At 47.7% G+C, this 22,434-nt stretch carries 18 protein-coding genes; 8 read left to right on the top strand and 10 right to left on the bottom strand.

Features of this window, described 5'->3' with window-relative positions; translation table 11 throughout:
* The first annotated feature begins 73 nt into the window (after positions 1 to 73).
* The gene (locus ACO0KY_RS16590) at positions 74 to 556 is read left to right on the top strand and encodes an SRPBCC family protein (protein WP_423047885.1); all 483 of its coding nucleotides are present in this window, start codon (positions 74 to 76) and stop codon (positions 554 to 556) included.
* Between the two features lie 62 nt (positions 557 to 618).
* Here the strand turns inward: ACO0KY_RS16590 and ACO0KY_RS16585 are convergent, their stop codons facing one another.
* The 6 genes from ACO0KY_RS16585 to ACO0KY_RS16560 all read right to left on the bottom strand — a co-directional run bounded on the left by ACO0KY_RS16585 (position 619) and on the right by ACO0KY_RS16560 (position 6,669).
* The gene (locus ACO0KY_RS16585) at positions 619 to 1,938 is read right to left on the bottom strand and encodes a DUF2254 domain-containing protein (protein WP_423047883.1); all 1,320 of its coding nucleotides are present in this window, start codon (positions 1,936 to 1,938) and stop codon (positions 619 to 621) included.
* Positions 1,939 to 2,144: 206 nt separating this feature from the next.
* Positions 2,145 to 2,633: a DUF4405 domain-containing protein gene (locus ACO0KY_RS16580; protein WP_423047881.1), complete on the bottom strand. Its 489-nt coding sequence runs from the start codon at positions 2,631 to 2,633 to the stop codon at positions 2,145 to 2,147.
* A gap of 31 nt (positions 2,634 to 2,664) precedes the next feature.
* A complete protein-coding gene (locus tag ACO0KY_RS16575; RefSeq protein WP_423047879.1) occupies positions 2,665 to 3,489 on the bottom strand; it encodes an FAD:protein FMN transferase in 825 nt (274 codons plus the stop codon).
* Positions 3,486 to 4,016, bottom strand: a complete 531-nt coding sequence (locus ACO0KY_RS16570; protein ID WP_423047904.1) for an FMN-binding protein — start codon at positions 4,014 to 4,016, stop codon at positions 3,486 to 3,488. The genes ACO0KY_RS16575 and ACO0KY_RS16570 overlap by 4 nt, the downstream gene beginning before the upstream one ends.
* A 14-nt stretch (positions 4,017 to 4,030) precedes the next feature.
* Positions 4,031 to 5,377 (bottom strand): hypothetical protein, encoded by a 1,347-nt coding sequence (locus ACO0KY_RS16565; protein ID WP_423047877.1) that lies wholly within the window; start codon positions 5,375 to 5,377, stop codon positions 4,031 to 4,033.
* A gap of 44 nt (positions 5,378 to 5,421) precedes the next feature.
* Positions 5,422 to 6,669 (bottom strand): cytochrome-c peroxidase, encoded by a 1,248-nt coding sequence (locus tag ACO0KY_RS16560; RefSeq protein WP_423047875.1) that lies wholly within the window; start codon positions 6,667 to 6,669, stop codon positions 5,422 to 5,424.
* A gap of 261 nt (positions 6,670 to 6,930) precedes the next feature.
* Here ACO0KY_RS16560 and ACO0KY_RS16555 point away from each other — a divergent pair, with 261 nt between their 5' ends.
* From ACO0KY_RS16555 to ACO0KY_RS16530, 6 genes are all read left to right on the top strand, one after another.
* Positions 6,931 to 8,019, top strand: coding sequence for a polymer-forming cytoskeletal protein (locus ACO0KY_RS16555; RefSeq protein WP_186911966.1), 1,089 nt, complete (start codon positions 6,931 to 6,933; stop codon positions 8,017 to 8,019).
* A gap of 228 nt (positions 8,020 to 8,247) precedes the next feature.
* Positions 8,248 to 10,341 (top strand): S46 family peptidase, encoded by a 2,094-nt coding sequence (locus ACO0KY_RS16550; RefSeq protein ID WP_423047902.1) that lies wholly within the window; start codon positions 8,248 to 8,250, stop codon positions 10,339 to 10,341.
* A 180-nt stretch (positions 10,342 to 10,521) separates the two neighbouring features.
* Positions 10,522 to 11,145, top strand: coding sequence for a paraquat-inducible protein A (locus tag ACO0KY_RS16545; protein ID WP_186911967.1), 624 nt, complete (start codon positions 10,522 to 10,524; stop codon positions 11,143 to 11,145).
* Positions 11,132 to 11,800 carry a paraquat-inducible protein A gene (locus ACO0KY_RS16540; protein WP_246447216.1) on the top strand — a complete coding sequence of 223 codons (669 nt, stop codon included), beginning with the start codon at positions 11,132 to 11,134 and terminating at the stop codon, positions 11,798 to 11,800. The genes ACO0KY_RS16545 and ACO0KY_RS16540 overlap by 14 nt, the downstream gene beginning before the upstream one ends.
* A complete protein-coding gene (locus ACO0KY_RS16535; protein WP_423047872.1) occupies positions 11,793 to 13,475 on the top strand; it encodes an intermembrane transport protein PqiB in 1,683 nt (560 codons plus the stop codon). The genes ACO0KY_RS16540 and ACO0KY_RS16535 overlap by 8 nt, the downstream gene beginning before the upstream one ends.
* The gene (locus tag ACO0KY_RS16530) at positions 13,472 to 14,101 is read left to right on the top strand and encodes a PqiC family protein (protein WP_423047871.1); all 630 of its coding nucleotides are present in this window, start codon (positions 13,472 to 13,474) and stop codon (positions 14,099 to 14,101) included. Before ACO0KY_RS16535 ends, ACO0KY_RS16530 begins: the two co-directional genes overlap by 4 nt.
* Positions 14,102 to 14,125: 24 nt before the next feature.
* Here ACO0KY_RS16530 and ACO0KY_RS16525 read toward each other — a convergent pair whose 3' ends face one another.
* Positions 14,126 to 16,960: an EAL domain-containing protein gene (locus tag ACO0KY_RS16525; protein WP_423047869.1), complete on the bottom strand. Its 2,835-nt coding sequence runs from the start codon at positions 16,958 to 16,960 to the stop codon at positions 14,126 to 14,128.
* Positions 16,961 to 17,326: 366 nt separating this feature from the next.
* On the opposite strand from ACO0KY_RS16525, the gene dbpA reads away from it, so the two are divergent.
* Positions 17,327 to 18,721, top strand: a complete 1,395-nt coding sequence (gene dbpA / locus ACO0KY_RS16520; protein ID WP_186912094.1) for an ATP-dependent RNA helicase DbpA — start codon at positions 17,327 to 17,329, stop codon at positions 18,719 to 18,721.
* Positions 18,722 to 18,814: 93 nt separating this feature from the next.
* On the opposite strand, the gene ACO0KY_RS16515 is transcribed toward dbpA, so the two are convergent.
* The 3 genes from ACO0KY_RS16515 to ACO0KY_RS16505 form a co-directional block, all read right to left on the bottom strand.
* Entirely contained in the window at positions 18,815 to 19,345 is a 531-nt protein-coding gene (locus ACO0KY_RS16515) for an SLATT domain-containing protein (RefSeq protein ID WP_423047867.1), read from the bottom strand.
* Positions 19,346 to 19,406: 61 nt separating this feature from the next.
* Positions 19,407 to 20,009 (bottom strand): hypothetical protein, encoded by a 603-nt coding sequence (locus tag ACO0KY_RS16510; protein WP_423047865.1) that lies wholly within the window; start codon positions 20,007 to 20,009, stop codon positions 19,407 to 19,409.
* Positions 20,010 to 20,131: 122 nt separating this feature from the next.
* Positions 20,132 to 22,165 carry a primosomal protein N' gene (locus ACO0KY_RS16505; protein WP_423047863.1) on the bottom strand — a complete coding sequence of 678 codons (2,034 nt, stop codon included), beginning with the start codon at positions 22,163 to 22,165 and terminating at the stop codon, positions 20,132 to 20,134.
* Positions 22,166 to 22,434: the final 269 nt, after the last annotated feature.

The raw sequence follows: 22,434 nt of genomic DNA, 5'->3' as shown, positions 1-22,434 counted from the left end.
CATGACAGCGGGATTTACCACGATAGCGGTCAACAAGAGTAAACTAGCGCCCAACTAATTTGAAAGCAAGATCATGAAATTTGAACATTTGGTCGAAATTAACGACATCCTAAACCCTATCGCTGATTTTTTAACCCGCGAGCAATTGTGGCGTGGTCTGGTCATGCGTGCCGACTCACCTAAACTGTTTGTGCCGCATCTGGATGAAGCCAGCATCATAGACCGTACCGAAGCCAGCATGACCAGAACTTTGCGTTATGGCAATTTATCAGTCACAGATACGGTCAATTTTGTGCATCTGGATCATATCCACTATGACGTACCAGCGCAGGGTGAAATACCGCCATCTTCCTTGCGCATGGTGATCGAAGAGCCACAGCCTGAGCATTTGTTTGTACGCTTTATCTACGAAAACAGCGCCAGCGCAGAGCAAGATCAGGCAGAAGAAATGTATAACGAATACCGTCGTTCAGCATATCTGGAAGCGGATATCGACACCATCAGAATGATACGTGAACTGGCTGAAAATGGTCGCTTAGACGGTCTGCCTAACTAAGCATTTAAGCATTAAGAATCCGGCAAGCCAGACGATCCTTGTCCGCGGCTTGCCACGCGTCATCATCGGGCAATACTTTTGAGCTCATCCATGCGCTGATGTAGGCGTTGCATGGACATTGCATCGAGGTGTCCGGTGCAACTGTCTATGGTGCGTTGACCAAGTGCAAGCAAAGAAGTGTAGACCTCGGGGTTTTTACTGATTTCGGCGATGTCATGCAAAGCCCGCAGAATGCGCAGGCTGACTGCCATGTCAGCGCGCGCGTACAATCGAATCTGGTCAAAAGCAGATTCCAGCAACGCATCAAATTCTATCCACGGCACGCTGACCCGGATAATGCCGGGTGGATCATAATAATACGAAGAAGGCGTCTGCCGCATTGCAAATCGCCCCAGTACGCGACTCAATTGATCGATACAAGAAATCGCAGTACTCGGATCATTCACTGCTGGCGAAATCGCTTTGAGCGCAATATCAACAATCTGCAATACACCAAACTCAACGTCTTGCTGCAAAGTGCGCATGGCACCAATATCGAAGGTCGACAACAGGGCTTTTCTGACGTTATCAGTCAATCGTTCTTCTCTGGAAATATGCATCAACGCTACACCTGCCGGGATGAATTGACCGACTCGCTTCAACACTTTGACTTTCAATTGATGCCTTTTGGCAATCTCGACCAATCTGTTTGTATCGATGAAACAAATGTAGCCCGACATGGTATGACTCAGCGGCACCTCAAGTTTTGCGTGTTCTTCGCCAGAACTACCGATAGGCCATAACTTCTGACTGATTGGTTGCGCCATAAATTCATCGATCATCAATTCGGTTTCGCCAGCAATTCTGTCAACAATAAAATTGACGCTGATCGCGCGCGAAATGTGATGGATAAAAAATAGCAGACCAATCACGCAAGCAAGCACCAAAACCATCGCACCAAACACCGATAGCACAGGCGAAAACGCATAGGGTTTGGTACGTGCGGCAGGCAATACAGCAATACAATACGAAAACGTCCCTAGGAAAATACCTAAAATCCACTGTGTCACTTTGTCTCTGGAAAAACTGACAATGATGCGTGGCGAAAACTGCATCGATGCCAGAGTCAGTGACATCAACAAAATCGCAAAGACAATAGAAACGACCGTCATCACTGATGTTGAAATATCACTGAGGATAATCTGCGCAACTTGCGGATCACTTTTCGATGGAAACAGCGTCGCCGGTACCCAGGCACTCAATGCCGGAAAAATTTCTTCAAAATAGGAAAGCGCGCCACCCAGCATACCCAACACGAGGGTAATACATAGCGGACGGACTAAAAAGCCGCCCCGCAAGTTGTACATGATGTGCTTAAAAGTCAGCGGCAGGCGTCGTATCATTAGTTGCTCAATAAAAATGCATAATCAATCTCTTACTCTTCGGTCGAGAAGCACAACACGAAGATCAAGAGTGAAGAATGATATCGCAAACGTCTGCAGAGAAGATAAGAATCGCTTATTAACGATCTATACTCTAAGCGTAGTGCAACGCGCTTTTGATAGATCGTGGCTGAAACAGAAGGCCTGACTTTCTGGGCGATGAATCATCACGCTTTAGAATGTCGCCTGCCCAGATAAATATGCAGAAAAAGCAGTAGTGGCAATGCGGAGCCTATGATCCAATGCGCTAGCGACCAGAGTGGTCGGGCAGTTTCGCTGGCGAAGTAGTACAAGCCGTATCCAGTCATTGTCAGCCACATCAAGCTAAGGATCATGGTCCAACCACTTGCCCGGTTACGATGGGCACGATGGGCGCGACGCATGTGTTGTAGCAACAAGCTACCCACTAACACGGCAAATGGCACGATCAAGGCACCGTGGACTTGCATAGACCAGTGTTCTAATGGATGTACCGTTTCTCCGAACTCGCCCATCACACGCAGGCTGAAATGCGCGATAAGCCAGGCAATGCCGCTCAACAGTAAGGCAGTCAGCACGGCGTAGATACTGAGCTTATGCCAATTTTCTAACTTGAACTGTAGGCGCGCAGCACTTGTTGAAGTGGGATGACGCAGACTTTGTTTGTGGGTACGCATAGGCTGGCTAATAATAAATGGCTGGCGATAATCAGAGAATAAATGCTTTTGCTTGGTAAGCTTCAAAGCAGGGATGACGCGCATCCTGCGTTGCGGCAAGTAGCTTGGTCAGGCCATCCGCCAGCATACAGCAAGGTGCGAGCACCGAATAGCTGTGAGCGGCATGTAAAGAACGCCCGCTACGACCATCAAACAAGGCGCTATGCCAATCGCCACGCCATTTTTTCTGAGAAAAATACGTCGCCGAACTTGCCATTGCCTGATCTTGCAATAGCATTTTTTTTGCCATTACCGTGGGTTGTTGCGGATCACGAATCGCTATTTCGTGTTGACCCAATACGCTAAGATCACCACCAGCATTGACGCAAGCGTGTTGAATACCAAAGTTTTGTAATGCCAGAATCGCCTGATCAACCGCATAACCCTTAGCAATTCCGCCCACATCCAGCCAGTCGTTGCGTAATTTTTTTATCTGACCATCGTTGAACAGTTCATAGGCCTGTTGGCCGCTCTGATATTCAGGTAGAGGTGTGCTTGCGCTGTGAGGTAAAAATTCGCAGGCAGCGAGACGGCTGGCAATTCTCACGTCAAAAATTCCGGCGGTGACCTGATTAAGTTCTTGGGCAAGGTTCAGAACGCTGAATGTATGAGGACTTAATTTGATCTTTGCGCCGATAGCAGCGCGATTAAAGCTTGCGATGTCGCTGTCATCTGAATGAAAACTCATGCATTCATGCACTTCGCGCACTACGCCAAAAGCCGCTTGAAATGCCACTTGCAGCAGGTTGTCCGGCAACGCATCCAAAATGCTGATATCGACCAAAGTGCCTAACCACGGCTGGGCACGACGGTTCATTTTTTCAATGTCACCTGAGCGATGGCAGCAATACGACGAACGCCATCCGTCACGTGGGTACATGACAAGGTCGCGCCGCTGATATTGGCAATCCCTTCGCCGACGACCAAACCCGTGTTCGCCGTTTTTCCGACAAATTGCCGACGCCAGTTGGCGTTGCGAATTTCAAAGCCGTGGCTTTCACGATAAGTCAGAATTTCAACTTGTTTGACGCTGGCATCCGGTAACAAACCAACAGCATAAGAAATCAACTCAAACTTGCCAATGACGTCGTCCAACACCACGTAACCTAACAAGCTATTGTCTTTGTATGCGGCGATAGTGCGCCAGGCAACGGAGCGTGCTGGCACACCGGCGATTTTTTCAACCTGCTTCATTTGCTCCGCGTTTAATTGCAAGGGCTGCGCATTGAAGTGATTGGCTTCTGGAAAAATACTTTGTTGTGCTTGCTCTACCGTCAGATATTGCGTAGCAAAAGCACTGCTGCTCACAGCAGCGAGTGTTGTCAAAGACAGAGGAGCAAGCATTTTCATAAGAACAATCAGAACGAGTAACCAACACCAAGATTATATCGATCTTGGTTGCTATCCTGCTGGAACTTTTGGTAATCCGCTTTCAGCACTACACCTTCACCGATGCGGAAATTAGCACCCAGGGTCGTCACTTTTTGATCTGCTGCCGGAGCTAAACCCAGACCTTGCGGCATTGCCGTATACGATTGCGCTGTATTGAACTGCTCATAACGCAAGAATGGTGTCAGGCTGTAACTATCTGTTTTCCAAACCTGATACGCAGCCTGCGTGTACCAACCATAGAACGAGGATGGAACCGGCGTTACTTGTCCCGCAAAAGTCTGATTCAAGGCTGCAACGCCTGTGATGGTGCCGCGGGTATACAAGGCGCTCACATCAAGCTTGCCTGGGTTGTAGCGGGCATGCACATCCCACAAAGTGACGCGAGTGTCGTTGGCGACGGAATTAGGCGCCCCCTGTCCTGCTTTACCGGTAAATGCCGAACCACCTAACAACAAACCTGGCACACCGCGCCAGTTCAAGGCGGCGTGCATACTCAAGTCACGCGATTTAGCGAGCTGCCCTTCCTGGTGAATACTGCCTAAAGGAGATGTGCTGCCGTCAGTGCTGGTGGCGTCCCATTTATTGATATCAAAACCTGTCGTCAGACCCGCGTCCCAGCTAATGCCGTTATCATGCGTTCCGGACAAGCCAAAACCTGCTTCGCGCCAGGTACTTGGGATAATCGCAGTTTCAACAAAATTTCGCTTTACGCCATAGTAGGCGGTTGGTTCATGATTGGTGTTGAGGAGGCCGACTGGCATCAAAAACAAACCCGCTTTGCCACTCAAACCCGGACGAATTTCATGCTCTACGTACAGTTGCTCAACTTCGCTCTCGCCTTTGTCATCTTTGGAAGTGACTGCGTGTTCCCACTCAAATTCTGCAACCATTTTGGTTTTTTCATCGAAGCGATGGGTAATGCCAATCACTGCACGAGCAACATCGGTTTGCGCCTGGCTGTTTGACTGACGAGGGCGGGTGTAATTGACCTCACCGTAGCTGCTGATCACGGTCTGCGAACCTGATTTGCCTGCTTGTTCTGCCATTGCAACCGCTGAACCAGTGGTCGCGGCTGTAACACTAGAGATTGCCGCCGTATTTTCTGCAACGCTGGTGCTCAGTTGTTGTTGATTCTTGGCGACGCTGTCTGTTTTTTGCTTGGTCGCAGCCAATTCCGCCTTGATAGCATCCAATTCAGCGGCAAGTTTCTCTATTTTTTGAAGCAAGGCTGCTTCATCGGCGTGAGCTGGCGTAACAAAGGCGGTAGCGATGATGGCGCTGCAAATGCTTAGGGAAAAGATATTTTTTTTCATGTTAACTTTCGGTATTTTGATTTTTAATGTCGATTTTTTATTGATCAAGGCTTGTAACCGTCGTTCAAGGTCGATAGGAAGGTAATCACATCCTCTACCTCTGATGGCGTCAGTGCAGCAGCCATGCCTGGTTGGCGGTTGTATGGCACTTCCTTCACATTGACGTTACCCGCATAAGCGGCAGGCAAATCATTGAATTTTTGAATACTTCCATCTGTGCCAACCGGGAACCATTCCTCGGGATTGGTATCACGGCGCACATAAAAATTGACGACATCGCGCAGGTTATTAAATTGGCCGTTATGGAAGAACACTTTGCGAGTCGCTACGTTGCGCAGCGTTGGTACTTTGAATGCGCCGCAAAATTCAGTACGTTTGGCTAAATCCGTACGATCCGGGCCACAGACGCCCATGTCGAAATAATCTGCTGCTGCGGTCGCCGGTATCAGCTTATTCCTCGGCACACCCAGATTGTCGAAGGTGAAGTCGGTAAACAGTGGGGCTGATCCATCTGCTCCCTTCTTGCTGATGTGGCAGGCCGCACAATTACCCTTAGTTGGATTATTGAACAAAGCAAGTCCGCGTAACTCGCTGTCCGACAGGGTCGCTTTGCCTGCTAAAAAGCGATCGTATTTTGAATCGTAGGGATGAAAATCACTGTCTTCCAATTGATACTGTTGTAACGCAAACAAGGCACGTTCAAATGCGCTGTCCACATTGCTAAAAATAGTCGCACCAAAGGCATTTTTGAATTCGTTGACATAGCTCGCGCGCTGCAATTTCGCTACCACGTCTGCACGTCCGTTGTTGGCCATTTCGTGTGCGGCCATAAATGGCGTCTCAGCTTGTACCGCAAGATTTGGTGCCTTACCGTCACGGGTAAATCCACCTAAAGGCTTGCCATCATCACCAAATGCGAAAGCCGGTGTTTTATCGAGATAGCGCAATGAAGGAACTGCGCGAAAGCCTGGCACATCCAGGTTTTGACCACCAAGTTGGACGCTGAGATTATTGGTTTGGGCGTGCGCGTTGCTCGGATCATGGCAAGTTGCACACGACATTTTCCCTGATGCTGAGAGGCTGATATCGGAAAAGATTTTTTTTCCGACCTGCGCGGCTGCACTCAGACCGGCATCCGAACCTGCATCGCTTGCTGGGTTGTTAGAACTGCCACCACCGCCACCGCAAGCACTTAACACGGTGATTGAAGCACTCAGCATAAGGCCCAACAAAAAGCGCGGACGAAAATAGACATAGGCTGCTTTAGAGGCAGCAATTGAGGTGGATGGCATCATAATTGTAAAAGAAAGCGCAGACTTGCCGCTTTAGAGAAAGAGACAATTCTTAACACAAATGAGAATGATTGCTATTGTATTTTATAATGATTGATAATTACAACTAAAATTGCCTGATGTTGTCGATCGAATACAAAATAAAAACCCAGTATTTGATCTTTTTATCAATCAAAAATCTGCCAAGTGTCGTTTTCTCACGCTTAACTCTGGGATAATGACGAACAATTTTGTTTTCACCCTCACCTTTTAAGGTCCATCATGACTAAACGCGCCGCCAAGCCAGCAGTGACCCTGCCTGCTATTCCAGCTCCAGAACCGTTCCAAGCCAAGACCCTGAAACGCAAGCAATTTGCCAGCACTGGCGATGTGCATATCCAAGGTGATGTGACAATCACGACGCAATTAACCGTCGGAGGCGATTTGTTGATTGATGGTGATCTGATTGCAGAAGAAGTGTATTGCCTCGGTAAGCTGACGGTGACTGGGGATATTCAGGTGCAGTCTTTGTACATCGGTCATACGCTCGACGTGGGTGGCAATATCGATGTTGAATTTTTGGTTAAAACTGGCTGCAGTGCCGAATGGATGGTACGCGTACTGGAAATAGACCAGCGCAAACCAGCAAAAGATGGCAGCAGTTTTATGGATGCTCTGGTCCATCCGGCTATCCTGGCGCGTCATGAGCACAACGATGTGTTTGGCGGTTTTGGTGATATCCAATGCCTCGGTTATTTGTCTTGCGCGGATCTTGATTGCCACGGCAATCTGCAACTCGACGATGATCTGGAAGCATCGGAAGTGCAATTCGTTGGTGGTCATCTGGCAGCGAGCGCCATTCACGTTGCAGGCGATTGCAATTGTCAGGGCGAAGTCTTCAGCGAAACCAATATTGAAGTCGAAGGCAGCTTATTTGCTGGTGAAATCATCAGCCAGGGTAATGTTGCTGCCGGTTCTATTGGTAGCCAAGGCGATATTAGTGCCTGGGGTAGCATCCGCGCCAAAGGCGAAATCAGCAGCCTGTTTGGTGAAATCCACGCTGGCCGCTGGATCGCCACTGCTGCCAGTTTGTATGCCGCAAAATACATCAAGGCCGGTGAGTCGGTAGTCGGTGAAAAAGGTATCAGCTGCGGCAAAGACTACGGTATTTTCGCTGGCTCTACCCTGCCACGTTCTGAATGGGCGACCAATGGCATGATTTCGGCAAACGCCAAACCGCGTCTGATCTTGTCTGGTGAATTCGTGGCAGATAAAAAGCTGCGCCATATCGATGCATTAGAAAAAAAGCGCGATAAAGAACTGGATTGGGAAATTTCACGTCGTGTGAAACGTGAAATGTTGGCAGAGTAAAGATCCCACGAGATACCCTGTCGCCAGCAGCGCTCGGTATCTCAGTCTGACCTCTTTGCAATCTGAACGACAATGATGCTGTGCTTATTTGTACGCCTTATTTACCTCTAATAACGATAGTTTCCTTTCTTGCTCGCTTGAGACTGAGAAACAAAACAATTCACGGAGCACAATTTGAACAAATTGAATTTCTTTTCTTTACTATTAACCAGTACTGCAATCAGCAGCATGTCAATGGCATATGCCGACGAAGGTCAATGGCAACCACACCAATTGCCGCAGCTCAAAGCTGAATTAAAACGAGTAGGCATTGTCCTTCCCGCTGAAAAATTAGCCGATCTGACCAAAGCACCATTGAGCGCGATGTTATCGCTAGGTGGATGTTCCGCGTCATTTGTCTCCGATGCCGGTTTAGTCGTGACTAATCATCATTGCGCTTATGGTGCAATACAACGCAATTCCAGCGCCCAAAAAAATTACATCAGTGATGGATTCTTAGCTAAAACCATGAGCGAAGAATTGCCGGCCGGTAGCGATTCGCGCATGTATATCACGGACAAGGTTGACAACGTTACGGCCCAGGTCTTGCAAGGTATCAGTCCTACAATGACTGGCAAAGAACGTCATGCTATGGTCGAAAATAAAATCAAAGCACTGATTACCGAGTGCGAACAAGACAAAGCCTACCGTTGTTCTATTCCTAGTTTCCATCGTGGCATGGAGTATTACCGGATACGTCAATTGATGATCCGTGACGTGCGTCTGGTGTACGCACCTTCGGACAAGATCGGTAATTTTGGCGGTGAGGTCGATAATTTTGAATGGCCACGCCATACCGGCGATTTTTCATTTTTACGCGCTTATGTCGGTAAAGATGGTCGTCCTGCTGACCCAGCACCCGACAATGTCCCGTATAAATCTAAAGACTTCTTAACGATTTCAGCATTAGGGCTGAAGAACGGTGATCCGATTTTACTGGCAGGCTACCCGGGCCGGACTAGTCGCTATAAATTGCCAGAAGAAATCCGCTTCGCACGCGACGTCAGCTATCCAAAGCGCATCGCTGAATCACAATCTGACGTGGAAGTAATTAATGCGGCAACCCAGGGAAATCCCGATGCCGTAGTGCGCTATGCAAGTGTGGTCAAGGGCATCAATAATGGTCTGAAAAAAACCCAAGGATTGGTTGATGGCTTTAACCGCAAAGACATCGCAGCCATCAAAGATGAGCAGGATGCCGAATTCCGCAGCTGGTTTAGTAAAAATAATCCAGACAAAGATTTTTTGAAAGAACTCGATACCGTGATCGCCAGTGATATGGCATTGACCGAAGAAGAGTTTGCCTGGTCGGTCGCCAACAATAGCGAGCTATTGAGAAGCGCCCGTACCTTATATCGTCTGGCGCTGGAAACCGCGAAGCCAGATGCACAACGTGAAGCTGGCTTCCAGCAGCGTGATGTCGCGTTTATTGCAGCACGGCTGAATCGTCTGGAACAATCGTATATGCAAAATGTCGATCAGGCACGCTATACCGCTGCATTACAAAGGTATAACAAACTTGATGCCAAAACCCACCCACAAGGACTCGACATTTTATTGCCGATGCCGGAATCGGTTGCCAGCATGTATCAACAAAGCGAGCTGGGCAATACGGCCAAACGCCTCGCGTGGCTGAAACAAGATGCTGCCGCGTTCTTACAGTCAGATGATGCCTTTATTAAACTCGCGATCAAATTACACGATATCGGGATGACACTCGAAGAGCGTCGTAAAGAAGTGAACGGAAATCTGGAACGCGTTATTCCACAATACATGCAAGCAGTGATCACCTGGAAAAACTCGCAAGGAAAACCTGTCTACGCCGATGCCAACTCTACACTACGCGTTACTTATGGCACGGTTGCTCCATACAGTCCCAAAGACGGCGTGACCAAGGGTCCGTTCACCACCGTTGAAGGTATTGTTGAAAAACATACCGGCAAAGAGCCTTTCATTGCGCCAGATAATTTGCTGACAGCGATCAAAGAGAAACGTTACGGTGTATTTAAAGATGCGACGCTTGGCACAGTGCCAGTAGATTTCTTGTCCAGTGCCGATACTACGGGTGGTAATTCCGGATCAGCAGTCTTGAATAAAAATGGCGAACTGATTGGGTTGAATTTTGATTCCACTTACGAATCAATTACCAAGGATTGGTATTTCGATAGTGCCATCACACGTGCAATTCATGTCGATATCCGTTACATGTTATGGGTTATGAAAGAAGTAGATCATGCTGACAACGTACTCAAGGAAATGTCAGTCAAATATCCGGCCAAATAAAAGTAAAGTATTTAAGCTAAAGCTCTGATCATTAAAACGGCATGTCGCAAGACATGCCGTTTTTTTATTTCGTCAATAAGCTTAAATGAGCAAAATTATCACTAACGGGGATGGCAAGTATCCAACATTATGTTTTAATGTCACGCTGCATTCCCTCTTGAAATAAATGGATAGCTTTTTATGTCAGAAGTAAAACTCGTGGTGTGTCACGAATGCGATCTGATTTGCCAGGAAAAAACACTCGCTGTTGGTGAAGCCGCCAGTTGCCCGCGTTGTCGTGCCAAACTATTTCAGCACCGTGGTTCGACCCTGGAACAAACACTGGCAATGGCATTTACCACTGTAATTCTGTTTTTAATCATGAACACCTTCCCGCTGATGGCATTGCATTTGCAACAAAATACGCGCGAAACCAGTTTATTAGGAGCGGCGTTAGCAATGTGGGATCGAGAAATGCCGGTATTATGCGTGCTTGTGATACTCACCACGATAGTTGCCCCTGCGATGCAAATTGGCATCGAAATTTATGTTTTATCGCGACTAAAGTGGGGCAAGCAGCTCAAAACCACAGGCTTGCCTATGGTCATCTTACAAAAGCTACGCCCGTGGAGCATGGTTGAAGTATTCATGCTGGGATTGTTAGTATCTTTGGTGAAATTAAAAGATTTAGCCGATATTATCGTCGGCCCGGCCTTCTGGTCTTGTTCAGGTCTGATTGTCGTCTCAGCTTACATGGGAACAATGTTAACGCCGCATAATGTCTGGAACTGGTTTCAGCAAAGGAAATCAGATGTCCAGGTTTGAAGACGAACAAATCCCTCCAGCATTAACGCCAATGCGTCATCATTTAGCGACCGGCGCCAGCGCTAATTTGGCAACATGCCGCATTTGCGAGACGCTCTGTCACATTCACGCCAATGATGCCAAATGCCCAGTCTGCGGAACACATCTGCATTTGCGCAGTAAAACAGCATTCAGCAAATCAGTGGCCTATCTGATTGCAGCTTATATTCTGTATATCCCCGCCAATTTATTGCCGGTCATGCATACCGAAACTATTTTCGGCCCTGAAGACGATACCATCATGAGCGGCGTGGTGTTGCTGTTCGCTTCCGGTTCGTGGCCTTTGGGATTATTGGTATTTTTTGCCAGCGTGATGGTGCCATTGCTAAAGCTTTTTTCTATGAGCTTTTTACTGTTTACTTGCTGGCGGCGCTCAGCCTCTCACCCTTTGCAACGGACGCAATTATTTCGTATCGTTGAAACGGTTGGACGCTGGTCGATGTTAGATATTTATGTGGTTACTGTGTTAGTTGCCTTGGTGCAGTTTCAAAGCCTGGCGGCTGTTTATCCGGGTGAAGGCGCGTTTGCATTTGCTACGGTCGTGGTACTGACGATGTTGTCAGCAATAAATTTTGATTCTCGTTTAATTTGGGATGCAATAGATACCGATGAATGATCATGTTCCACCCTCCCCTGAGGGACAAGATACCGCTGCCACACCACGTGCTCAAGCGGCACAAATTCCCGCTGTAAACGTCCATTCACGCCGGCGGCTGCCATCCGTGGTCTGGATCGTCCCCTTCATTGCGGCTTTAATCGGTTTGTGGCTGGTGATTCATAGTATCACCAGCCAGGGTCCGGTAATTACGATCACGTTTAAATCCGCAGAAGGTCTTGAAGTCGGTAAGACTAAACTGCGCTACAAAGACGTTGATGTCGGACAGGTCAAGGCGATCAGTTTATCGAGTGATAGGAAAAACGTAATTGTGACGGCGCAATTGATTAAAAGCGCTGCGGATATTCTTGCTACTGATACGCGTTTTTTTGTGGTCAGACCGCGCATATCTGGCGGCTCAGTATCCGGTTTGAGTACGCTGTTGTCAGGTGCTTACATTAGCGTCGACGTAGGTGTCGCCAAAGATAGTACGGATGAGTTCACGGGCTTGGAAACGCCGCCTTTAGTCACACGCGATTCTGTCGGTCATGAATTTATTTTACATGGCAAACAAATCGGTTCCATCAACTACGGCTCTCCAGTTTACTTCCGGCATATTGATGCTGGACATGTCACGCAATACAGTCTGGATAAAGATGGCAAGGGTATTACGCTGCGGGTCTTTATCGACGCACCGTATGACCAGTACGTCAATACGCAAACACGCTTCTGGCACGCCAGCGGTGTAGAAGTGTCGTTGGACGCAAATGGCGTCAAAGTTGCCGCTGAATCGTTGACCTCAATACTCGATGGTGGCTTAGCATTTCAGGACGTCGACGATGCGCCACCAGGTTTAAAACCTGCCGACAATGGCACGGTGTTCAGCTTATTTGAAAACCGCGAACATGCGATGCGCTCTCCCGATACCAGAGTCCGATCCTACGTGATGTATTTTAAAGATTCGCTGCGTGGTTTATCTAAGGGGGCCCCCGTTGATTTACACGGTATTGTGATCGGCGAAGTGAAGTCTATCGGTGTGGATTTTTCTGAAAGTGGCGATGTGCCGCGCTTTCCTGTCGAGGTCAGCATTTATCCGGATCGTCTGCGTTCGCAACTCAGAAATGGCGCACAAGCACCGGATGACGATACCGCACGCAAAGAACATGCTTTGCTTGATCGCCTGGTTGCGAAAGGCCTGCGAGCACAATTAAAATCCGGTAATTTGCTGACCGGACAGCTCTATGTAGCACTGGATTTTTTCAACGATGCGCCGCCAGCAAAGATCAACTGGAGTAGCGATGTTCCAGTATTACCTAGCAATAATGGTGGTTTGGCAGAAATTCAGGATACGGTAGGTCGGATCGCTAAAAAAATCGACAAGCTTCCATTCGAACAACTATCCGGTGAACTGTTGACCGCAATGACGAAGCTAAATAAGACGCTGGAAAACACAGAAAAATTAAGTCGTCATCTTGATACTGAAGTCACCCCAGAATTGACTTCAACCTTAAAGGAAGCGCGTGCAACCTTGACCAGCGCCAACGCCGTATTATCAGAAGATGCACCGGTACAACAAGACTTACGTGAAGCCCTCAAACAGGTCTCCAAATCAGCGCGCTCGCTGGCCAATTTTGCCGATACTTTAGAGCGTCATCCGGATGCGTTGGTGTTTGGAATAGAGAAAGTTAAACCATGATCAAGTTCAATCAATACTCTTTGATTTCGCACCAGCAACTGCTACGCAAGCTGGGCGTTGCGGCACTTGTTACGACGCTGGTGGCTTGTGCCAGTCCAAATAAAGACCGTTTTTATCAACTCACATACGCCAATCAAGACCATACGTCTGATGATGCAAAATATGACGTCATTCTCGATACAGTCACGATACCTGATGGGATAAATCGGCCGCAATTAGTAGTACAAAAATCGCCGACAGAGTCACAAATTCTGGATGAACAACGCTGGGTAGCACCGCTGGATGAACAAATCAGACAAACGTTTCTCGCTAATTTGCAGGCACAATTGCCAGAGGCATGGTTAGCTCTACGTGCTGATACACACGCGACTTTACCGCGTTATTTTGTTCATGCTGAGATTCAGCAATTACAAATAACGCCGGGGCAGGACATAGCGATCGATATTGTCTGGACTATTTCTGACACCAACAAAAAACCATTACGGCGACAGCATTTACGGCGCTCAATGGCATTAAACAGCGCAGATTACGGTGGCATTGCCCCAGCAATTTCCAGTGTTTTACGCAGCATATCTGAGAACATGGCCAAAGATATCTTGCAAGCCACTCAGCAACGCCTGAAATAAATGTTCCATATTGGTGGTCGTTGATTAGTTCACGGCCACGCTTCGCCATGCAGCAGGAGCCAGATAGCCTTGCGCCCATGCCAGCACCTGATTAGCTGGCATTGGCCGTGCAATACCAAACCCTTGAGCAAGATCGCAGCCCAAACGCATCAAAGCAACACCATGCTCGGTGGTCTCAACACCTTCAGCAATGACCTCTCGTTTAAACGCCCGTGCCAGACCAATAATTGCACCAATCAAAGCCAGATCATCCTGGTCATCCAACATATCGCGGATAAAACTCTGATCAATTTTCAATGTATTTGCCGGTAAGCGTTTGAGATAAGATAAAGAAGAATAACCCGTGCCAAAATCATCTAGGGCGAAACGCACTCCTAACTGCTGCGCTGCCAGCATCACTTCGTGCACATATTGAATGTCTTGAATCGCTGCCGACTCCAGAATCTCAATTTCCAGACTTTGGGATGGCAATTGTGGAAAGGCAGAAAGAATCTCACTGAGCTTTTCCAGAAAATCATGACATTGGAAATGTCTGGCAGCAATATTGACACTGATCACCCATTGATGACCAGCAGCGATCCATTCCTGCAGGTAAGCAAGTGATTTACGCATCACCCATTCACCGACTTCAATAATCAGATCCGTTTGTTCTATCAGTGGCAAAAATTCCATAGGACTAAGTATGCCGCGCTCCGGATGGTCCCAACGCAGCAAAGCTTCCATTCCTATCACGAGCCCACGTCGCATATCGACCTTAGGTTGAAAATATAAGACAAATTCATTGTTATATAAGGCTTCACTAATCCGTACGCGTTGGTTGTGATGCGTGCGCACTTCCTGATCGCGTTGAGCATCGAACAAATGGTATTTATTGCGACCGCTGATCTTAGCCTGATACATGGCTTGATCGGCAAAGCGTAACAAGGCATCAGGGCTCTGTTCATCGCGTGGATAGATCGCCACACCAATACTGGCTGACATGACGGTGTTGCGCTGTTCGATCTGATATGGCTGTGCTAATTCGGCCAACAGAAGCACTAGATTTTTATCAACCTCTGCCAGATCATGTTGATTTTGAAGAAGGACTACAAATTCATCTCCTCCAAGACGCGCGACCAAATTTCCTTCTCCAACGCTGCGCTCCAATCTGCGTGCAACGCGTTGCAACAGCTTATCGGCGAACTCCTGACCATATTGTTCGTTCACAGCCTGAAAATGATCTAAATCCAGCAGACACACAGCGAGGAATGTATTTTGTTGACGCGCTATCGTAATCGCATTTTGAAAATGCGCGGTCAAAGAACTACGATTCGCCAATCCAGTCAAAATATCATGACCAGCCTGCCAGGAAATTTGTCTCAATAATTGGCGTTGTTCGCTCAAATCCCGGAAAATCAACACGCAACCCCGATGCGTACCATCAACCTGCCGAATCGGCGCAGCGGTAAAATTAATGTCTAATAGCTTGCCATTGCGGCAGCGTAAAGCTTGATTATTGGCTTGGTACGTAGAGCTTTGCCATTCAATATTTTGCAGAAACGCTAAAAACAAATTTTGCTGTTCGGGGTCGGATAATTCAAATACCTCAGTCAATAATAAACTTTGCGCCTCGTCCCGGCTCCATCCCGTTAACTGCCGCGCCACCCGATTGAGTGTCAGAATACGACCGTCAATATCGGTACTAATTACAGCGTCACCAATCGAATCGAGCGTGGTTTCAACTCTTTCTTTTTCTTCTGCGAGATCAGCCTGCATTTGCTTGCGTTCGCTGATATCGACCAGAGCGCCGATCACACCTGATGGTTTTCCTTCCACGCTAGTGTAGGTTGCTTCGTAATATATAACGTCCAGATCTTTGTCCGCTGTCGGGACATTCATTTCTAAGACCAATTGTTGGCCCAGGTGCGCATCTTTTTGTGTGTGCAGGTTATGACTGATCTGCTCAATTAATGGCAAGATTTCTTGCATGGGTCGGCCCACAGCATGCTGCGCACTCATACCAAACATTTGCGTCCACGCGGCATTCACACCACGGCAAATTCCGTTGCGATCTTTAAAAAAAATAGGGATGGGTAAAGCCGTCAACAATTGCCAGGTAAAATGTAATTGCTCGTTTTGTTCAGCCTGACTCACGCGCAGTGAAGTCACCAACTGTTCGACCTCTGCTGCCATACTATTAAAAGTAGAACTAAGCGCCCGTCCCTCCGAAGTGCCGCCCACTTCCATACGAACGGAGTATTCACCGTGTTGAAAGCGATGATTTGCCGCGGCCAGTTGTGCCAAAGTCTTTGCATTGGCTCTCACCACCAACGCTAATAATGAAAAAATCGCTATCAGCAAAAAACTAGAAATAAGCAATTGTTGCTGCACTTTTTTCCAGATGAGATACGCTGCGGGAGCAGCATTTGCATCTATTTGCAGGTTGCCAGTTTGTCCGTTTGCGAGGGCAACCGTGGTCTGTAGTTTCAATGGTGGAAGTTTGATCAGGTGTCCAAACCAGGGCGGCAGGTTTTTTGGTACTGTTTCTGCCTTAGTTACATTTGATGCGTGAGGTTGTTGATGACTCTCTACGTTTTGTTGATCTGCGCTCCAGTAAATCGCTGCAAGCTCCGGTGTTGCACCGAGCTCTTGCTCGAATAAGCGCGAAATATCAGTAGCATTGCCACTTTCATCAAGTTCCGTGATGCGTGTGCTCAGGTAATGAGCTGTTTGCGTCAGAACGACTTGTTGTCTTTGATGCGCTTCTCTGGTTTCAGCATCAATGAATAGATAATAACGTAGCCCCGCTACCGCGAGGACAAGAACTAGTAATGGTACAAATAAGCGGTTATACGCGCCTTGTTGTAACCATAAATGCATGATTTTTCTGATAGTTTGCACAAATTCTATGAAAATCTAAGGTGAGAATAACTGTAGTTTTTATTCAATAACCGCAATTTTGCCTAACTTTCGGCGGAATTCTAAGTTTTATCACAACGAATATGTAATCAAATGTTACCGAGTGGCAACTATATGTAAGAAATGTTTGCCGCTTTGTCTTAATTGGCACCGCAAAAAAGCTCGCAAGAATGGCGCGGTTATACAAAATCAAAGGTAATTTTCTTTCGCCGTCTGCTATTTTCTGCCGTCTTGTGCTTCATGCCCTACAATAACGCCATAGAAGCTGGCATTGCTCTTTTATTGCCACGCACAGAGTGCATAGCACTTATCCATCCGTTTTTTGAAATGAGCTCCATGTCCGACTCCACTGCCTTTAATTCGCTCCCCTTGTCTCCTGCCATCCTCGCTAACCTGGAGAGTTTGGGTTATCAAACGATGACCGCCATCCAGGCAGAGAGTTTGCCTATTGTGTTGCAACAACGTGATCTGATTGCGCAAGCCAAAACTGGTAGCGGCAAAACGGCCGCTTTTGGACTCGGGATATTAGCCAAACTCAACCCGACGTATTTTGCTGTGCAAGGTCTGGTCATTTGCCCAACCCGCGAGCTCGCTGATCAGGTGGCAAATGAATTACGCCGCCTCGCCCGCGCCATCGAGAATGTCAAAATTCTGACCTTGTGCGGTGGCACAGCTATGCGCCCGCAAATCGCTTCGCTAGAGCATGGTGCACATATTGTTGTAGGCACGCCCGGTCGTCTGATTGATCACATCAGCCGTGGCACGATCAAGCTCAACAGCGTACAAACCTTGGTACTGGACGAAGCCGACCGCATGGTCGATATGGGTTTTTATGATGATATCTACACTATCGTTGAAGCGTGTTCCCCGCGCCGTCAAACCTTATTGTTTTCTGCGACCTATCCCGACAATATTCGCAAAGCCAGCGAACAATTGCTACGCGATCCGGTTGAAATCAAGGTCGAGTCACAACACGCGGCGAATCACATTGAGCAGTTGTTTTATCTGGTCACACCAGAAGAGCGCAATGAAGCCGTCGCGCGTTTGTTACACCACTATCAACCGATTTCTACCATTGCCTTTTGCAATACCAAAATTCACTGCCGCGAATTGACTGAAGAGTTGCAAGCTCAAGGTATCAGCGCCCTGGCCTTGCATGGCGATCTGGAGCAACGCGACCGCGATGAAGTATTGATCCGTTTTGCCAATCAAAGTTGTTCAGTATTAGTAGCAACGGACGTGGCGGCGCGCGGGCTCGATATTCAAACTTTGGGAGCGGTCATCAACGTTGACGTGTCGAAAGATACTGAAGTACACATTCACCGCATCGGTCGTACCGGCCGCGCTGGTGAAAAAGGTCTGGCACTGAGTCTGGCAACCCCAAATGAAAAAAAATGGGTGAAGCTGATCGCAGAATATCAGGGGGAAGCCGTCACTTGGGCCGACATCAATGCGCTGGAAGCCGCACCAGATCAAACGTTACAAGCGCCGATGACGACCGTGTGTATCTTTGGCGGAAAAAAAGATAAATTACGTCCTGGTGATTTGCTTGGCGCATTAACCGCCGACATTGGTCTGAAAAAAGAACAAGTCGGCAAAATCAACGTGTCTGAATTCTCTACCTATGTGGCGATTGATCGTCACGTCGCGCGCAACACTGTGGATAAACTCAGCCGCACGAATATCAAAGGACGTCAGTTTAAGATGCGCATCATCGATTAATTGATGACGCGTAGCTGATCGGTACACGATCACTTCGGTAATCGGATGCGTGCGTAGTGAAGCGCTTATTGGTACAGATCGGTTGCTATTTGCCTATGACTGACGCACTGACTGCGCTTCACCCGTATAGAAGATATTTTTTTGGATACGTTCAAATACCGAGACCGGGACATGCGGCGATTCATCAGAAATGCGATCTAACTCTTCGCGCAAAGTATCGAGATAATGTTTCTCGGCAGTCTCGGTATGTTCGGCGTACAGAATTTCTAGCTTGCGGCGGATGGCACCGTAACGAGCGGCGGTTGCTCTATGCTTTTCAGAACGTTCAGAATATTTAAAAAAAGTCTGCAAGCTCGATAATACAGCGGCAATGGCACTCAGGGTTCCGACGACAATTTTCGCACCTGAACTAATTTCGACTGAGCTTAATGAGGCAAAGACCGAAGTACCAATCACGGTCGTGATTAATATTACTGGTACCCCAAGCCAACGCCCGCGGGTCGAAAGCAAATTCGCCATTTCGTAGTGTGCCATCTGCGATTCGCGTGCGCGCCGCAGCCATGCGAGCACCAGTTCTCGTTGATTCGCGGGAGGCTGATAGGACGAAGAGGGTTTGCTAGACATAAATTGGTTTTGGAAAAGGGAGAATTTGGCAGATGCCTGATTCTCCCACAATTCTTTATATCTAGATAACTGTTGTAGGAGGTAAATCCTTCAGTGTCTGCGTCTGACGAATTTCAGACAAACTCCATAGCGCACTGATCCACAAGCCAATACCGGCTCCCAGACAGATATTTACATCACCAGGTCCATTTGCTGAACAAAGCGGAAAAAGCACCGCCAACAATACAAAGTAAGCTCCCGTCAGGTAATGTTTAGGCTGATGGAACAGACGAGCTAATGGAAAAAAATGTAAGCCAACGATCAATACGATCAAAGGAAGATCCCATGCGGCGAGACCAAATTGATTGAGTAGGTTAATGCCAATAAATATCGCCAACCATTGTGCAGCATTGATTAAATGATAGGTTTTATTGCTCAACCGACTATCCTGGTCATTCTGGATACCGGTAAGCGTGGATCTGACTCTCTTGTCGATGCTGACCGCCCAGGAAATGATTGCGATACCACATGCTACGATCAGCACGTTAAATAGCGTTTGATGGCTGCCTGAATAATGATTCCAAGAAAGTAACCACAGACTGCCAAAGACGGCAAAAATCATTGCGCCTATCGGGCGGCGTTGACTGGCTTGGGCTGAGACGGGTTGCACGAAAGCGTGTTCCATGATGATCCTCGCAAACTGGTTGATTTATGTTTAACTAACACTCAGGATACCATCTTCGGTTCGAAAAAATCAGTACAGATGATCACCAATCAATGATGACATTTGTCACGAGATGAGCACTGCTAGATGTCAACAGGATCAATCTCTATCGACCATTTAACCCGGCTTTTAAACGACCTCAGGGTAATGATCCATTCTTTCACAAACGCTTGCAGCGCTGGTCTTGAAGCAGATTCAACCAATAATTGCGCGCGATCAACATTGGCGACGCGCGTCATGGTCATAGGGATAGGGTCATTGATGGTAATCCCTATGTGGGTCTGGCACGCCGCTGCTTGTTGCAAAAATTCCAACGCTTGTTGCAATTCTTTTGCTTCTGCGCGGAGCAAAGCCTGGTACATAAATGGTGGTAATTGTGCTTGCTGTCGTTCTAGCAAAAGATCTTTTGCAAAGTCTTCGTAGTTGTGCGCCATCAAAGCATGATACAAAGGATGATCCGGGTAACGGGTTTGTACCAATACTTCAGACATGTTACCGCCCTCTTTTTGTGCCGTACGCCCAGCACGTCCGGACACCTGCATCAATTGGGCAAACAAGCGTTCGCTAGCGCGGTAGTCTTGCGAGAACAAAGCAGCGTCCGGGTTCAACGCGGCAACCAGCGTCAGGCGTTTAAAATCGTGCCCTTTGGCAACCATCTGGGTGCCGATCAGGATATCCACGTCACCATCATGCACACGTTCAAACGCGGCGGCAGCGCTGCCTTTGAGGCGAGTTGAGTCGGCATCAATCCGAAATACCTTAGCGTCAGGAAAAATTGCCGCAAGACTTTCTTCCATTCTTTGCGTACCACGCCCCAAAGGTTGCAGATCAATATTGCCGCAAGTCGGGCATGAACGCGGGATACGTTGCTCCAGTCCACAGTGATGACAACGCAAACGATGATCGCCTTTGTGTAAGACTAAGTTAGCTGTACATCGGGTACATTGACTGATCCAGCCGCAAGCATCACAAGCGAGAACTGGAGCATATCCACGCCGGTTTAGGAATAGTAGTGATTGCTCACCCTTCTCAAGACGTAGCTTTATTGAGGATATCAGACGTGGGGTCAAACCATCGCTGGGTTTTTCCCGCTCCAGATTAATGATTTTTACAACTGGTAAAACAGCATTCTTGACTGCCCGTTCACGCAGATTTAATTGGCGATAACGACCGCTTTGGGCTCCCTGCCAGCTTTCCAAGGACGGTGTAGCCGAACCCAATACGACAGGAATATTCAACTGACGCGCACGCCAGATCGCCAGATCGCGCGCCGAATAGCGCAACCCCTCCTGTTGCTTGTAAGAAGGGTCATGCTCTTCATCAACAATAATAAGTTTCAGATGCGGAATTGATGCCAGCATCGCCAGACGCGTGCCCAAGATAATGCGTGCCTGCCCCTGATGAGCGGCGAGCCAGTGCAACAATCGTTCGCCTTCCGCCATGCCGCTATGTAAGGTCGACAACATCACACCCGGGAACCGGGCTCTGATATGTGACTCAAACTGTGGCGTCAAATTGATTTCAGGCACTAAAATGAGGATCTGACTTTGCTCATCACGTGCTAGTACTTTGGTTGCCGCTTGTAAGTAAACTTCGGTTTTTCCGCTCCCAGTCACACCAAATAGCAAATTGGCAGCGAAGCCGGATGCACCCGTAATTTGATCGACTGCAGCTTGTTGTTCAGCGTTCAAATCTGGCTCAGCGGTAGGCTGGACATTGTTCGTGGTGCTTATTTTTGCTAATTTTTTTAAATTTCGCTGTAGAGAAACCGGTTTAATTGCCTTTAGGTTCTTTGGCAACGCTGGCAATGCCACCTCGCCCAAAGGCCTTTGATAGTAATCGGCGGCAAATTGCACTAATGCCATCCAATCCGGCAACAAGGGTGTTAGCTCCGTCCGGACGGTGATAACGTCTTTGATCTTATTTTCTGGGACGTCGGTGCTCTCACGAATATCAACAATGACACCAACCAATTCTTGACGTCCAAATGGAACGACAAGTAATTGCCCGATATAGGGAATGCTTGCCTTGTCAGTCGCGGTCGAAAGCACGCAACGGTAATCAAACAGGGTGTCAAGAGGAGTGTCGAGCGCGACACGAAGAAAAATAGCTTTCACGGCCTAGTTTTTTTGGCAATAAACAAGCGTAAACATTGATTTTATAAGGCCTTTTTGAGTTGTCCACAACTTCTGTGGATAACTTTGTGGAGAAAGATCTATTGACATTGGTTTTTGTTAGTGTTTATGCGGGTCTTGGGCTAGAAGTGGTTCTACGTCAAAATTTTAATGTCTTTTAAAATCAATGACTTATAAATATTCGTCGAATATAAAAAAATATTTTTAAAGCTTTTTTACAACGCCCTGAATTTGTGCATAAGTAAGTAAAA

The sequence above is a fragment of the Undibacterium sp. Dicai25W genome (assembly GCF_049340505.1).
Lineage (GTDB): Bacteria > Pseudomonadota > Gammaproteobacteria > Burkholderiales > Burkholderiaceae_D > Undibacterium > Undibacterium jejuense.
The sequence above is the reverse complement of the archived record's forward strand: the minus strand, read 5'-3'. Positions and strand labels throughout refer to the sequence as shown.